Source organism: Sphingomonas sp. Root720, assembly GCF_001428605.1.
Classification (GTDB): domain Bacteria; phylum Pseudomonadota; class Alphaproteobacteria; order Sphingomonadales; family Sphingomonadaceae; genus Rhizorhabdus.
On record NZ_LMID01000012.1, the window covers coordinates 33,889 to 47,713 of the forward strand.

At 63.8% G+C, this 13,825-nt stretch carries 10 protein-coding genes and 1 pseudogene; 6 read left to right on the forward strand and 5 right to left on the reverse strand.

The features are described from left to right. Positions 1–19: 19 nt before the first annotated feature. Positions 20–2,302, forward strand: a complete 2,283-nt coding sequence (locus ASE22_RS15315) for a TonB-dependent receptor (RefSeq protein ID WP_162254024.1) — start codon at positions 20–22, stop codon at positions 2,300–2,302. A 299-nt stretch (positions 2,303–2,601) separates the two neighbouring features. Here ASE22_RS15315 and ASE22_RS15320 read toward each other — a convergent pair whose 3' ends face one another. Next, complete coding sequence (locus tag ASE22_RS15320; protein ID WP_056361439.1) at positions 2,602–4,149, reverse strand: AMP-binding protein; 1,548 nt, start codon at positions 4,147–4,149, stop codon at positions 2,602–2,604. 388 nt (positions 4,150–4,537) lie between these two features. Here ASE22_RS15320 and ASE22_RS15325 point away from each other — a divergent pair, with 388 nt between their 5' ends. The 5 genes and pseudogenes from ASE22_RS15325 to ASE22_RS26265 all read left to right on the forward strand — a co-directional run. Beyond that, the gene (locus ASE22_RS15325) at positions 4,538–5,791 is read left to right on the forward strand and encodes an MFS transporter (protein ID WP_162248202.1); all 1,254 of its coding nucleotides are present in this window, start codon (positions 4,538–4,540) and stop codon (positions 5,789–5,791) included. Between the two features lie 15 nt (positions 5,792–5,806). Then, on the forward strand, positions 5,807–6,544 hold the full coding sequence (locus tag ASE22_RS15330) for an SDR family oxidoreductase (protein ID WP_056361445.1): 738 nt from the start codon (positions 5,807–5,809) through the stop codon (positions 6,542–6,544). Positions 6,545–6,609: 65 nt separating this feature from the next. Further along, positions 6,610–7,599, forward strand: a complete 990-nt coding sequence (locus tag ASE22_RS15335) for an NAD(P)H-quinone oxidoreductase (RefSeq protein WP_200933115.1) — start codon at positions 6,610–6,612, stop codon at positions 7,597–7,599. Between the two features lie 49 nt (positions 7,600–7,648). Continuing rightward, the gene (locus ASE22_RS15340; protein ID WP_056361450.1) at positions 7,649–8,428 is read left to right on the forward strand and encodes an SDR family NAD(P)-dependent oxidoreductase; all 780 of its coding nucleotides are present in this window, start codon (positions 7,649–7,651) and stop codon (positions 8,426–8,428) included. Between the two features lie 44 nt (positions 8,429–8,472). Next, positions 8,473–8,637 (forward strand): annotated as a pseudogene (locus ASE22_RS26265) (transposase); the annotation flags it as partial. Positions 8,638–9,114: 477 nt separating this feature from the next. Here ASE22_RS26265 and ASE22_RS15345 read toward each other — a convergent pair. Genes ASE22_RS15345 through ASE22_RS15360 form a run of 4 tightly spaced genes read right to left on the reverse strand, consistent with a single transcriptional unit; the run spans position 9,115 to position 13,779 of the window. Continuing rightward, a complete protein-coding gene (locus ASE22_RS15345; RefSeq protein WP_056361453.1) occupies positions 9,115–10,200 on the reverse strand; it encodes a cytochrome P450 in 1,086 nt (361 codons plus the stop codon). Then, complete coding sequence (locus ASE22_RS15350) at positions 10,197–11,054, reverse strand: class I SAM-dependent methyltransferase (protein WP_082545365.1); 858 nt, start codon at positions 11,052–11,054, stop codon at positions 10,197–10,199. The genes ASE22_RS15345 and ASE22_RS15350 overlap by 4 nt, the downstream gene beginning before the upstream one ends. Then, entirely contained in the window at positions 10,988–12,082 is a 1,095-nt protein-coding gene (locus tag ASE22_RS15355; protein ID WP_056361458.1) for a cytochrome P450, read from the reverse strand. The genes ASE22_RS15350 and ASE22_RS15355 overlap by 67 nt, the downstream gene beginning before the upstream one ends. Then, complete coding sequence (locus ASE22_RS15360) at positions 12,079–13,779, reverse strand: carbamoyltransferase family protein (protein ID WP_082545364.1); 1,701 nt, start codon at positions 13,777–13,779, stop codon at positions 12,079–12,081. Before ASE22_RS15360 ends, ASE22_RS15355 begins: the two co-directional genes overlap by 4 nt. Positions 13,780–13,825: the final 46 nt, after the last annotated feature.

Genomic DNA, 13,825 nt, shown 5'->3' on the forward strand with positions numbered 1-13,825 from the left:
CGGAGCTTCGGCTCTATCAATGGCCATCGCGGTCTGCGCGCCAGCCTTGGCGCAAGATGCTGCTCCGGATGACATGACCGGCATCAGCGATATTATCGTAACGGCGACCAAGCGTTCGCAGTCGGTTAATAGCGTGCCGATGTCGATCACGGCCGCCACCGGCGATCAGCTCAAACAGCTCGGCGTCGTCGATGTTGCCGGCCTTGCCAAGGTCGTTCCTGGCTTTTTCGCACAGGACAGCTCATATGGCACGCCGGTCTATTATCTGCGCGGCGTAGGCTTCTACGAGCAATCGGTTCTCGTGAAAGCGCCGGTCGGCGTCTATGTCGACGAAGTTCCGATCCCCTATCCGGTGATGGGCTCGGGCGCGTCGTTCGACCTTGAGCGCGTCGAAGTGCTCAAGGGGCCGCAGGGCACGCTGTTCGGCGCCAATGCCACGGGTGGCGCGATCAACTATATCGCCGCCAAACCCACGGATGCGTTTAGCGCCGCGATCAATGGCGGATATGGCCGCTTTGACGCGGCGCATATCGGCGGGCATGTCAGCGGCGCGGTGAGCGAAAGCCTGAGCGCTCGCTTGTCGCTAAACCATGAATCGAGCGGAGATTGGCAACGCAGTCAGACCAGCGACAGGACGATCGGCTCGCGTAATTTCACCCAGGGCAGGCTCCAGTTGCTGTGGAACCCTACAAGTGATTTCACCGCGCACCTGACCGTCAGCGGCTTCCGCGACAGGTCCGACACGCAGCAGGCGCAGCAGGTCGCCACCTTCAAGCAGACGCCGACCGCCGTGCTCGATCCGGCGCTGCTCGCCCAGCCGTTGCCTAACGACGCTCGCGATGCAGATTGGAACGAACGCTTCCCACTGAAGCGCAACAACCGCATGTATCAGGCGGCGTTGCGCATGGACTATGATATCACGAGCGACATCACGCTCACCTCGATCAGCGCCTATTCGCATTATCGGCAGCTGCAGGGACTCGACACCGACGGCGTTGCGGTGAGCGCGGTCAATCTCCAAGTCTCTGCCCATATCGACAGCTTCAACCAGGAGTTGCGCCTGGCCGGCAAGGCCGGTGGCCTGCAATGGCTGCTGGGGGGCAATTATGAACGCAGCACCGCGTTCGAGAATACGTTGAATGATCCGTCGCGTAACACGTCAGCGGTGACGTTCAGGGCTCTCGGCCTTCCGGACATCGACCTCGTTTCTTTCGAGGGGCACACCAAATTTGAAAGCTGGGCCGCTTTCGGCAATGTCGATTACGATATCGGCGATATGATCACCCTGCATGCAGGTGCGCGCTACACGAAGACCGACCTTGATTTCACCGGCTGCCTGAGAACCCAGGGCAACAATACCTTTGGCACGGGCGTCGCGACTTTGCTGGGATTGCCTCTCCCCGTCGTGGGACAATGCGCGACCGTCCTGGCGGTGGCGCCAGTCCCCCCGGCAACGACGCCGACCCGCGCGTTTGGGCAGGTGAGCCAGTCCTTACCCGAAGACAATGTTTCCTGGCGTGTCGGTATCGACGTCAAGCCCGCCGCGGGTCATCTGATCTATGCCAATGTAAGCCGCGGTTACAAATCGGGTGCCTATACCAGCCTTTCCGGCACGGCTGCCGGTCAATATGCGCCAGCGGTTCAGGAAGAGCTGACGGCCTATGAGGTCGGCTTCAAATCAAGCCTGTTCAATCGGATGCTGCAACTCAACGGCTCGCTGTTCTATTATGACTATAAGGACAAACAGCTACGTGGCCGAATCGATACCGGTCCCCCCTTCCGCTTCCTTGAAGCGCTGATCAACATTCCGAAGTCCCGCGTTAAGGGTGCGGAATTCCAGATCGTGGCGGCGCCGACCGACGGGTTGCGTATATCGCTTGGCGGCGTCTACCTCGACAGTAAGATCACGGCCACTTACAGCAACTTCACCCAGTTCGGGCAGCTAGCCTCGTTCAAGGGCCAGCGCTTTCCTTACACGCCGAAATGGTCGCTCAATGGCGACGTCAGTTATGAGTTCGGGATAAATGACGGGCTGGACGGTTTTGTCGGCGCCAATCTCACCTACAAGAGCTCGACGAGCGGCGATTTCGTGCCTGATCCCCGCGTAGCGGTTGACGGCTATGCCTTGTTGGACCTCCGCGCCGGCATCAAGGGCCCCGACGACAAGTGGACCGTCAGTCTTTATGGTCGGAACGTCACCGATAAATATTATTGGTCGACGGCGACGCGACGTGCGGACTCGGTGGTCCGCTTCGCCGGAATGCCGGCTACCTATGGTGTCGATTTCAGCGTGAAGTTCTGACGCCGGCTAAGGACGCCTCGGTCTCCGGGGCGTCCATGCTCCAAGCAAAAGGAAAGGGCGTGGCGCTATGAGCGCCACGCCCTTTCCTTTTGCTTCAGCTTATGACGGGCAGCCTGTTCAGGGCGGTGCCTTTTCTAACGATGGTCGAGGCCGAGAGCGTTCAACGATCCGCTTATATCGAATCTTGCGGTCCAGCCTATTGACTTGCCGCGATTTCCCGGTCGGCAGATGCTTCAACTACCGGGAAATCGCTTCGGGCCCGGCAGCCAGGGCGCAGCCCCAGCCGCCGGGCCGCGGGATCAGATTCGCCGGTCCATGCCCTGCCAGAAGGGCTCGCGCAGCTTGCGCTTGAACAGCTTGCCCGACTCCTCTCGCGGCAGGTCGGTCGCGAACTCGACCGTCTTGGGCGACATATATCCGGGAACCTGCTCACGCAGATATTCGCGGACAGTGGCGGCGGTAACGGCCGGGGCGTCGGGCTTGAGCTCGATCACCGCATGAACGCTTTCGCCGAACTCCTGGTCGGGAATCCCGAACACGGCGCAGTCCGCCACGCCCGGCATCTTGTGAAGCGCCGCCTCGATCTGGGCCGGGTAGATGTTCACCCCGCCCGATATGATCATGTCCTTCACCCGGTCGCAGATGAACAGGAAGCCGTCCTCATCGAGATAGCCCATGTCGCCCGCGCCAATGAAGCCGGGCACCAACTCCATGGCTCGGCGGTCTTCATCGTGGTTGAGATAGGTCATGTCGCCGGCCCCCTGGATTCGGCAGACGATTTCGCCCACCTCGCCGGCCGGCAGCTGATTTCCATCGCGGTCGACGATGAGCACGTCGGTCCCCGGCGGCGCCTTGCCGACTGTTCCGGGATGGGCGAGCCATTCTTCCGAGTTGCAGAAGACGACGTTGCCGACTTCGGTCGCGCCATAATATTCGTGGATGACCGGCCCCCACCAGGCGATCATCTCGCGCTTGATCGCCGGTGCGATCGGCGCGGCGCCGTGGACGACATAGCGCAGCGACGAAAGATCATATTTGCCGCGCACCTCGGGCGGCAGCTGCAAGAGGCGATAGAACATGATCGGCACCATGTTTAGATGGGTGATGCGCTTCGTTTCGATGATCCGCAGCAATTCTTCGGGATCGAAGCGCGGCATGATCGTGACGCTCGCCCCGGCGCGCACGGTGAAGTTGGAATGGGCGTTGGGAAGGCCGTGGTACATCGGCCCAGTGACCACGGTGGAGATTTCGCCGGCCTGCCCATATTCGCCCAGGAAACCATAGGAGCGGGCCATTACCCCGGCGATGATTGCCATCTCCGCGTCGCCCATGATCCGCTTGACGCCCTTGGGCCGCCCCGTCGTTCCCGACGTGTAGAAGACGATCTGCGGCAGCGTTTCGGGTGGGTGGCGGCGACGGGGAAATCCGTCGCGGAACGGGGCCCACGGCGTGGCCCCGGCGGGCAGCGATGCATCGACCGGGGGCAGGCGATAGGTCTTGCGGATCAGATCCGGGGTTTCGACGACAAAAATCCTGATATGTTCGGATATGCCAGAGCGCATCTGTTCCAGCAGGTCGGAATGGATAAACAGCGCGGATACGCCGGAGTCCTCCAATATATAGCGCAGGTCGTCCGCCACGCAGTGCCAGTTGATCGGCACCGTGAACGCGCCGAGGCTGCCGGCGGCCATCGACGCTTCGATGAAGGCGGGCTCGTTGCGCATCATCACGGCGATGCCGTCGCCCCGGCGGATGCCCACGCTGGCCAGTGCCGAAGCGGCCCGTTCGATACGTTCATCGAACAGAGCACGGGGAAGCACTTCCTCTCCAAAGCTGATGGCGCTCATCGGTTTTCTTCTCCTTGGTGGCCCGCCATGCGATGCCGGCATCGATCTTGTTCCGGCTGGACCGGCCCGCGGGCGGCACCGGAAATTTCGCCGCAGGTCGCGACGCTTCCCGCCCGGGCGGAATATCGTCGTTGATACCCGGTAGTGAAGCATTCCGGCGATGGGAAAGGCCGAATTGCTATTCCGCCCATGCCGCCCGGCTATCGCCGATCCTGCGGACGCGACAAACATGATGCATGCCATATCAGCATGAATGGCAGTGCAATTTTATATGATGGGTATAGCTTTACTATGAAGCACTATCCCCTTCCGAGCGGCCCAAGGTCGCCGAGGAGAGAAGGATGATTTTTCCGAAAAGCCCCTGCTCCGCCAGCCTATGGGCAGCGGCATGACCAAAGCCGCCGCCCCTATGGGATTTTCCGGCTGGAAGATCGTCGTCCGCTGTGCCTTGGCGCAGAATCTGGCAACCGGCCTCGTCTTCGGCTCCTTCGGCCCGATGCTGGCCAGCACCGAGCAGCATTTCGGCGTGTCGCGGACCGCCGCCACCTTCGGCATGAGCGTAACCACGGCGACGATGGGCATATCCTCTCCGCTGCTCGGCAGCGTCATGGGCCGCTTCCCGGTGCGCATGAGCATGGTGTTCGGCGCGCTGCTCGGCGCGCTGGGCTTCGCCGGGCTCGCTCTTCTACCCAGCTTCGCCCTCGCCCTGTCGATGTACGCGCTTATCGGCGCGGGCGTATGCTTGCTCAGCATCCTCGGCCCAGTGACCATGGTGAACCGGTGGTTCGTAGCGGGCCGGGGCAAGATGCTGGGAATCATCAACCTGCCGATCACCGTGTTCCTCCTGCCCTTCATCCTGGCGGTGGCGCTGCCCTTGTGGGGCCGCTCGGCGCTTCTGCTTGCGATGGCGGCCGCGTTCCTCCTTCTCATTCCCCTGCTTCTGACCATGGCCGAGACGCCGGGGCAGATCGGCGAGCGCCCCTGGGGCGAGGCTGCAGGCGCACGGGCGGGCGGCGCGACCCTGGCCGTCCGGGCCAGGCAACCCGCCAGTCGCATTTTGCGCATGCCGGAATTCTGGCTGCTTTCGCTTGGCGTGGGAGTCGTCACCGGCACCACCACGGCCTTTGTCGTGCACATCGTTCCCTATGGTGCCCATAACGGACTTTCACCCGAGGCGTCCGCCGCGCTGATGTCGATCTATGCGGGGTCCGGCCTGGTTGGGGCGTTGTTGCTGGGCTGGATCGTTGACCGGCTAGGCGGGGCGGCGACATTGGGGATCACCGCGCTTCTGCAGGCAGGCCTGTGGATCGTCATACCGCAGACGTCGGGCTATGCACTGTTCCTGGCGGCGGCCGTGCTGGGGATCGTCGCGGTGCCGATCAACGTGCTGCACCAGTCGGCGTTGAGCGAATTGATCGAGCCTGCCGAAATCGGCCGGGCATTGGGCATCAGCTATGCGCTGAAACTGCCTTTCATCTTCGCCTTCGCGCCGCTCGCTTCCTTCCTGTTCGAATCCTCGGGGGGCTATCATATCCCTTTTTGGACGATGGGAAGTGCGCTGTTCGTGGCGGTCTTTCTCTTTGCCGCGGCTTATTTCGTCACACGATGTGAAGGCGCCACCCCCACCGAACAAGCAATATGACAGGAAGGTAACAACGTGACAGGCATCAAGGACAAGGTCATCGTCATCACCGGCGCGGGCAGCGGGATCGGCCGGTCAGCGGCGCGCCTGTTAGCCGAGCGCGGCGCCAAGATCGTCGTCGGCGCACGGCGGGCTGAAAAGCTTGAATCGCTGGTCCAGGAAATCGAGGCGGGGGGCGGCGTCGCGAGCTTCAAAGTCACCGACACCGCCCGGCGCGAGGATGTCGCGGCGCTCGTCGCTTATGCGTGCGAGTTGCATGGCAAACTGGACGTGCTGATCAGCAACGCCGGTGTCGCCCCAATCTCCAAGCTGGAAGATATGCGGGTCGAAGACTGGGAGACGATGGTCGACATCAACTTCAAGGGCGTTCTCTACGGCGTCGCCGCGGCGCTGCCGATCTTCCTACGCCAGGGGTTCGGGCATTTCGTCAACACCATCTCCACCTCGGGGCTCCAAGTCAGCCCGACGATGGCGGTCTATGCCGCGACCAAGAATGCGGTTCGGACGCTGGGCGAAGGGCTGCGGATCGAATCCGAGGGGCGCTATCGTGTCACCGGCATCTCGCCCGGTTTCGTCGCCACCGATTTCGTCCAGTCGATGACTAACCCGCAGGTCGCGGCCGCGATCCAGGAGCGTATGGATGCGATCGCGCTCGAGCCGGAGGCAATCGCGCGGGCGATGATTTATGCGATCGAGCAGCCCGATCACGTCGATGTCGGGGATCTTGTCATACGCCCCGCCGTGCAGAACTGATCGTCCCCGCCGAAAGCGGAAAGCGCGGCACAGCGCGTTAACGGTTGTCCAGGAGAGAGAAGCCCATGACTCTACCAGCGTCCATGCGCGCCGTCGGCATTCGGGGCGGCAAAGGCGGGCTTGACGCGCTCTATATGCAGGATTTGCCGGTGCCCGTCCCGGGACCCGGCGAGATCCTGGTGAAGATAATGTCGGTAGGGATGAACCGCGCGGACATCGCACAGCGCGAAGGCCATTATCCGATGCCGCCGGGGATTTCCGACGTGTTGGGGCTTGAAGTCGGCGGCGTCGTCGCGGCGCTGGGAGATGGGGCCCGGCGATGGAAGATCGGCGACAGGGTCTGCGCCCTGCTCGGCGGCGGCGGATATGCCGAATATGTCGCGGTCGACGAGCGGCATGTGCTGCCGGTGCCGGACTGGATGGATCCGGCGGAGGCAGGCGCGCTTCCCGAGACTATCTTCACCGTCTACGCCAATGTCTTCGAACGCGGCCGGCTAGCCCCAGGCGAAACCCTGCTGATCCACGGCGGCAACAGCGGCATCGGCGTGACGTCGATCCTGCTCGCCAAGGCGATGGGCGCGCGCACGATCGCTACCGTCCGCGGGCCCGAGAAGGCGGCAAAGACCCGCGCCCTGGGCGCCAATCTGGTGATCGACGTGACGGCCGAGGATTTCGAAGCGGTGGTCACGTCGGACGGCGGCGCCGACGTGATATTGGATATGGTCGGCGAACCCTATTTTGACAGGAATATCGCCGCCCTCAAGCTGGACGGCCGTATCTGCTTCATCTCCGCCCAGGCGGGTATGTCCGCCCGGCTCGACTTCATGCCGCTGCTGCTCAAGCGGCTCACCGTTACCGGCTCTACGCTGCGAGCGCGCAGCGCCGACGAAAAGGCGCGGCTGGCGCGGGCGATCGAACGGGACGTGTGGCCGGCGATCACGGACGGCAGCATCCGCATGCCTATCGACCGCCGGTTCGCCCTGGCCGATGTCGCCGATGCGCATGCGTGGCTGGAGGCGGGCGGCCAGTTCGGCAAGGTGGTGTTGATACCATGATGGCGGCGGCCGAAAAGGCGGCGCCCGATTTCGTCGAGAGGAGGCTGTGTTGAGCAAGCGGTTTAGCGGGAAGGTCGTCGTGGTGACGGGGGCGTCGTCGGGCATCGGCCTGTGCACGGCGGGGATGTTCGCCGGGGAAGGCGCCATCACGGCGCTGGTCGATCTCAACCTGCCCGATGCCGAGAAGGCCGTCGCCGCGATCGTCAGCGGGGGCGGCGAGGCTATCGCCTTCCGCTGCGATATTTCCGACGAGGCAGAGGTTCAGCAGGTCGCACAGGATATCGTGTCGCGCTTCGGGCGGATCGACGTGCTGGTGAACAATGCCGGCATTTCGATCACCGCCGTCGCCGAGCGCTATGACCGCTTCGCCCAATCGGTGGCGGTGAACCTTTCCGGCGCCTTCTACTGGTCGCGCGCGGCGGGCCTTGCCAGCATGATCGATAATAGGAGCGGAACGATCGTGAACATCGCCTCGATTGCGGGTCTGGCGGCGATCCCGAGCGATATCGGCTATGTCTCGGCCAAGCATGGTATCGTCGGCTTGACCAAGGCGCTCGCGGTCGAATGGGCGAAATATGGCATCAGGGTCAATTGCGTCGCGCCCGGCATCACGAAGTCGGACATGGCTCAGGCCGCGATCGACGCGGAGCCGGTCTTCATGGCGGAGCGGATCGGACGGGTGCCGCTGGGCCGGATGGGCGATGCCGAGGATCAGGCCCGTGCTATCCTTTTCCTGGCGTCGGACGAGGCTGGCTACATCTCGGGTGTGACGCTGCCGGTGGACGGCGGCCAGATGGCTCTGCATTCGGGCATGCCGCAGAAGCGGTGACAGCATCGGCATTCCGCATAAACTATGGGGTCTCATGAGGATATCGACCGCGAAAGAGGGTCGAGATGCTGTTCGCGCACCTCAAGCGCATCCTGAAGCTCGGGCGCTTGCGGCTGCGAGGGCCCAACGGCGCGAAGGACGAATTCCTTCTCGCCGCCAACGCCCAGAACCTCCGCAAGCTCGCCAGATGGTCCCGCAGCCCGCCATAGCCGGAGCACGATGAGCGCAGACGCCGTTCGCCTGCGTCACTCAGCCATCATGCCGACCGATGGCCGGAGCCGCCTTTTTCAACACAATTCAGAGCAAAGCGGACCCTTTCCTTTATCGGTTGAGCAGGCCGGTAACGCTGAATTGGTCGATGAGGGTGCCGCTCATCACGTTTGGGCAAGCGAGCCTGTTAAGCAGGAGCCCCGAAGCACCTGCCGACCAAGTCGAGCCGTTTCCGGACCGGTGCCCGAACGGCCACTCCATCCGACTACCAAAACAACGAACGCGACGCCTGACGACCGCAATCGCCGCGCGTGACGGACTGCATTTCCCCTATCTAGAACGATTGAAGGCCACCGCCCCGCAAACCGCCTGCATCACCCTGCACGAGGGCGACAATTTCGAACCGGTCCCGGCTACCAACGCCGTCGTCGAGGCTCTGGCTGCCGGACCGCCTCGGTAATTGGGCCACCGATCGTTCAGAGCGGCAATCGCGATGGCTGTCCCGATCCTAAAGCGATCCGGAGCGTCTTGCGTTGGCGCAACAGGCGGATCGGGCCCCAGTCATCGGGCGACAGCTTGCTGGCGTCGGCGAGGAGCGCGCGCAAACGCGTGAGCACGATCCGCGTCTCAAGCCGCGCCAGATGTGCGCCCAGGCAATGCGTCACCCCCGATCCAAAGCCCAGATGCGCGCCATCGCTGCGCATGGGGTCGAAGCGATCGGGATCTGCAAACCGCTCCGGATCGCGGTTGGCATCCGCCAGCATCAAATAGACGAGATCGCCGCGCGCAATGCCATGGTTACCGATCTCCATATCCTCGGTCGCGACCCGCCCGATACCGCGCACCGGCCCCTCGAACCGCAGCACCTCCTCAATCACCGCCTCGACCGACAGCGCGCCGTCGCCAAGCTGCCCGGCCACATGCGGATGATCGATCAGCAGCCCGATCGAATTGGCGATGAGATCGCGGGTGGTGGCGCTGCCGGCGTAAAGCAGCATGGTGCCCCAATAGGCGACGAGCGCCGGCTCGATCCCCTCAGCAGCAGCTACCTGGCGGATCGCTTCGGCCATGGGCGTGGCGCGCGCCTGTGCAAGTCCGGCCCCGATCCAGCGTGAAACGGTTGCCTGGGCGAAGCGGGCATGCTGCCGCTCCGGCTCGGTCGAGCCGATGTCATGGCCGCGCGTGATCGCTTCGAATAGGGGGCGCAACCGGCCATGGTCGCCAGCCGGAAGTCCAAGCAGTTCCGCCATCACCGCCACCGGCAGGGGAAAGGCGAGGTCCCCCACCACCTCCATGCCACCCCGAGCCTCAACCTCGCGCACGACCGTGTCGACGCGGGCTTCGATGAAGGTGGTCAGCGCCGCTATTTTTTCGGAGCGGAGTTGCTGCGCCAGACTCTGCCAGAGCGGACGCACGCGATGCGACCTTTCGCCGCTGGCAGCCTGTGCAACATGGGCCGCCGCCTCACCCACCGCGAGCGGCTTGTGGATCACCAACCGTGCGTCGTTCAGTGCGTCGCGGACGTCGCGATAGCGGGTCAGCAGAAGGGGCGGTCGGGTCATTCGGGCGTGCGGGCGTTCACGACCACATAGGACAGCACCGGCAATTCCTCTATCTCGCGAACGAAGCCGAGAAGCCGATTGAACGTGATCGCATCGATCCGCTGTTCCAGCAACTCGCTCAGGGCCTTGCTCTTGTAATAAGCAACAAAGGCGCGCCAGCTGGTCTCGGTGATATCTTCAATGACGACATCCTCGAAGCCGCACGACTCCCAAAGCGCGCGATAGCTATCGAGGTCCGGATAGCATTCCTGCCCGGCCAGCACCTTCGGAAACGCCTTCGGCTCCTCGCGGAACACCATGTCGGCGACAACGATCTCTCCGCCCGGCTTCAGCACGCGGCGCGACTCATTCAAAAACTCGCGCCGTCCCTTGAAGTGCAGCGCCGCCTCGACACTGGCGATCGCGTCGAACATCGCGTCCGGAAAGCGCATCTGCTCCGCTGGCATCACATGAAAATGCGCTCCGGGTACCCGGATCCGACACTGCTCGATCTGATATTCGGAGACGTTGATGCCGTGCACGCCCTCCACCGGGAAATGACGCGCCAGATATTCGGTCGTGCCGCCCAATCCGCAGCCGACGTCTAGTAGCGGCCCATCGCGTCGGCTGATCTTGCCGACGAGCAGCGCCATCATATTGTCGCACGCCTCCGGGAAGTCGGTCGTCCCGGGAAGGAACAGGCCCAGATTGGCATATCCCGAGTCCGCCCGTTCCCCGACATAGAGCGAGCCATCCCGAAAAAAGCGGTCATAGGACCCGGTCAGGGTCTGCTGATATTCGGTCGGCATCAAGATACTCCGTGGGTCGTAAACGGAATGGATCGCGCTTCGTGCAGCAGCCAGGATTCGCGCCATTGGATGGGACCGGACAGGCGCATCCCTGCGGCCAGCTTCTGCATGGGATCGAGCAGCGCCCCGATCTCGAGCCGCGCCAGCGCCGCGCCGAGACAATGATAGCGCCCCAGTCCGAAGGTCAGCGACGGCGCCGGCGCTTCTCCTTCGGAGGCCCGATGCGCCGAGCCGACCAGGAGATAAGCCTTTTGACCCGGCCGGATTACGGCCTCACCCAGCCGCAACTCCGCGAGGGCTACTCGCTTGAGCGCGAGCAACGGCGTGTCGAGCCGCAACAGTTCTTCGACCCCTGGAATTTCGCCCGAGCCATGGGGCGCCTCTGCCGCCTCTATCAGCCGTGCCAGAATATTGGCGATGCAGGCGGCGGTAGTAGTGGTGCCGGCGGAGAACAGCTTGCTGCACGTATCGACCATGCTGGCCTGCGGCAGGTCGAACTCCGCCTGCGTGGTACGCAGCAACGCCATCAGCTCGGTCGCCGGCGCGCCGCGCCAATGCTTCTGGAAGTACAGGGCAAGCACCCGCGACGCCGGAGCTGCGAGGGCCGGACGTCCGTCCCATTCGAGATCGAAGCCCTGTATCAGTCCCTCGGAGACCTTCTGAAGCGCGGGCAGGTCGGATGCGGGGATACCGAGCAGCGATGCCATCACCCGCGTCGGAAGAGCCTGGGCGAGAAGGGGAACGAGATCGCCTTCCGCATGCGCCGCGACTGTCGCCAGACAGTCGTCGAGCGCGGTCGACACGGTCTGCGCGAGCAACGGACCGGAGGATGCGAACCACCCGCGCAGCCGCCGCACCACCGTCGCACGGAACGGATCGGAGCGATCTGCGAAGGACGTGCCCTGCGTGATGCCGAGGCGATCGTCGCGCAGCAGGGCCGCGATGTCCGCACGCGCCGAAAAGAACCAGGCATCGCGTTCCGGGGCATGATAGCGGGGCGCCACATCCCGCAGGCGGGCAAGGTCGGGAAAGGGATCGCGTGCGTAGTCGGCACCGGGCGCGCCCGGACCGAATGGCAGGGCCGGGGCGCTCATGGCTGTTTCCGCACCAGGTAAGGACCGACCACCAGCGCGTGCAGCCCGGTGTCGCGAAACAGCTCGGCCGCCTCAACCGGGGTCTCGACGATAGGCTGCCCCCGGCGGTTGAGCGACGTGTTGAGCAGCATGCCGATGCCGCTACGCGCCTTGAACGCCGTGAGCAGGGCGTGGAATGTCTCGTCCGTTTCCCGGCGCACCGTCTGCACCCGCGCCGTGCCATCGACATGCACGACCGCGCCGATGCGGCTGCGCCACGCCTCCCGCACCGGTACGACGAACAGCATGTAGGGGCTGTCGCGATCCAGCTCGAAATAGGTCGCCGCGTCCTCGGCCAGCACGGCCGGCGCGAAAGGACGGAAGTCCTCGCGAAACTTCACCTGGGCATTGATGTAATCGCGCAGCTCGGCACGGCGGGGATCGGCCAGGATGCTGCGATGACCCAAGGCGCGGGGACCGAATTCGGCACCGCCGCGGTGCCATGCCACCGTCCTGCCCTCGGCGAGCAGTTCGGCCATTGCCTCTATAGGGTCGGCGGGCCGCGTGATGATCAGGTCGTCGCCGGCCACCTGCAAAGCGCGCTCGATCTGCATGGTATCGCCGTCGTAGCTGCGCCCGAGGAACGGGGAGCCGTCATGGCGCGCCGGCTCGCCCGTCAGGATGCCATGCCAGCCATGATAGGCGCAGCCGAGCGCCAATCCGGAATCGTCCGCGGCGGGCGGCACGAACATCTGTTCGAACGGGGTTTCCTGGAGGATCCGCGTGTTGGCGACAGCATTGAGCGCCACCCCGCCCGCAAAGCACAGATTGGGGCTGGGATGCAGAGCGTGGCGCGCACGCGCCAGCTCGACCAGAGCGCGCTCGACCTCGCCCTGCACCATGTGCGCGACATCGGCGAAATATTGGAATCGCGCCTTGAAGTCCGCCGCCGAATGCATCCGCGCGCGGAAATCCTGCATCCAGCCATAATCGACGAACAGCCGTCCGTCGCGAATGTCGAAGATGCGGTGGCGAAAGCCACCAGGCTGTCCATAGGGCGCCAATCCCATCAGCTTGCCGAGGTCACTGGTGCTTCCCAGGACGTAGCGGCTGGCCCCGGCATAGACGCCGCCGATCGAATGGCGCGTGGTGTCGGGGTGCATCGGATAGTCGCACTGAAAGCGGCCGAGCGGCGAAAAATCCTTGAAGACCGACTGAATCCCGGTGCCGGAGGCGGCGTAATAGCTGTCCTTTTCGAACCAGAGCGCCGCCATTTCGCCTTCGGGCCGTTCGGGCAGGATCGCGCCATCGAGATCCATGCAATCCTCGAACGCGTTGCCGCATCCGTCAACTGTCAGAACCGCCGCCGTGTCGAACGGGCTCAGGTAGAAGGCGCTGCACGCGTGGGCGAGATGGTGGGAGATCGTTTCCACCGGCACCCCTTCCGGGATCGTCCGCGCGCCGCGATACCAGTGATTGCCATAGGCGAAGCTGCCGAAATTGGCGTTCTGCACGACCAGCGCGATCTCGTCCCAGCCGATGCCGGCTGCGTTCAGGCAATAGGCGATCGCAAGAGCATCGTTGCCGCCGTCATTCTTGACCTTGGTCAGCCGCTCCTTCTCGATCGCAACCGCGACGCGTCCATCCTTCAGCAGGCAGGCGGCACCGTTGTGCGACAAACCAAGCCCCAGGACATAAACGGATTTGGACGATGCCATTTAGGGTTTGCGCTCCGACAGGTGAGCTGGTGCACTAGGATATTCC

Excerpts from the sequence above, each read along its gene's own strand:
- ASE22_RS15360 (WP_082545364.1), bottom strand. The coding sequence starts at position 13,779 with ATGGCATCGTCCAAATCCGTTTATGTCCTGGGGCTTGGTTTGTCGCAC.
- ASE22_RS15355 (WP_056361458.1), bottom strand. The coding sequence starts at position 12,082 with ATGAGCGCCCCGGCCCTGCCATTCGGTCCGGGCGCGCCCGGTGCCGAC.
- ASE22_RS15315 (WP_162254024.1), top strand. The coding sequence starts at position 20 with ATGGCCATCGCGGTCTGCGCGCCAGCCTTGGCGCAAGATGCTGCTCCG.
- ASE22_RS15345 (WP_056361453.1), bottom strand. The coding sequence starts at position 10,200 with ATGACCCGACCGCCCCTTCTGCTGACCCGCTATCGCGACGTCCGCGAC.
- ASE22_RS15335 (WP_200933115.1), top strand. The coding sequence starts at position 6,610 with ATGACTCTACCAGCGTCCATGCGCGCCGTCGGCATTCGGGGCGGCAAA.
- ASE22_RS15320 (WP_056361439.1), bottom strand. The coding sequence starts at position 4,149 with ATGAGCGCCATCAGCTTTGGAGAGGAAGTGCTTCCCCGTGCTCTGTTC.
- ASE22_RS15325 (WP_162248202.1), top strand. The coding sequence starts at position 4,538 with ATGACCAAAGCCGCCGCCCCTATGGGATTTTCCGGCTGGAAGATCGTC.
- ASE22_RS15350 (WP_082545365.1), bottom strand. The coding sequence starts at position 11,054 with ATGGCGCGAATCCTGGCTGCTGCACGAAGCGCGATCCATTCCGTTTAC.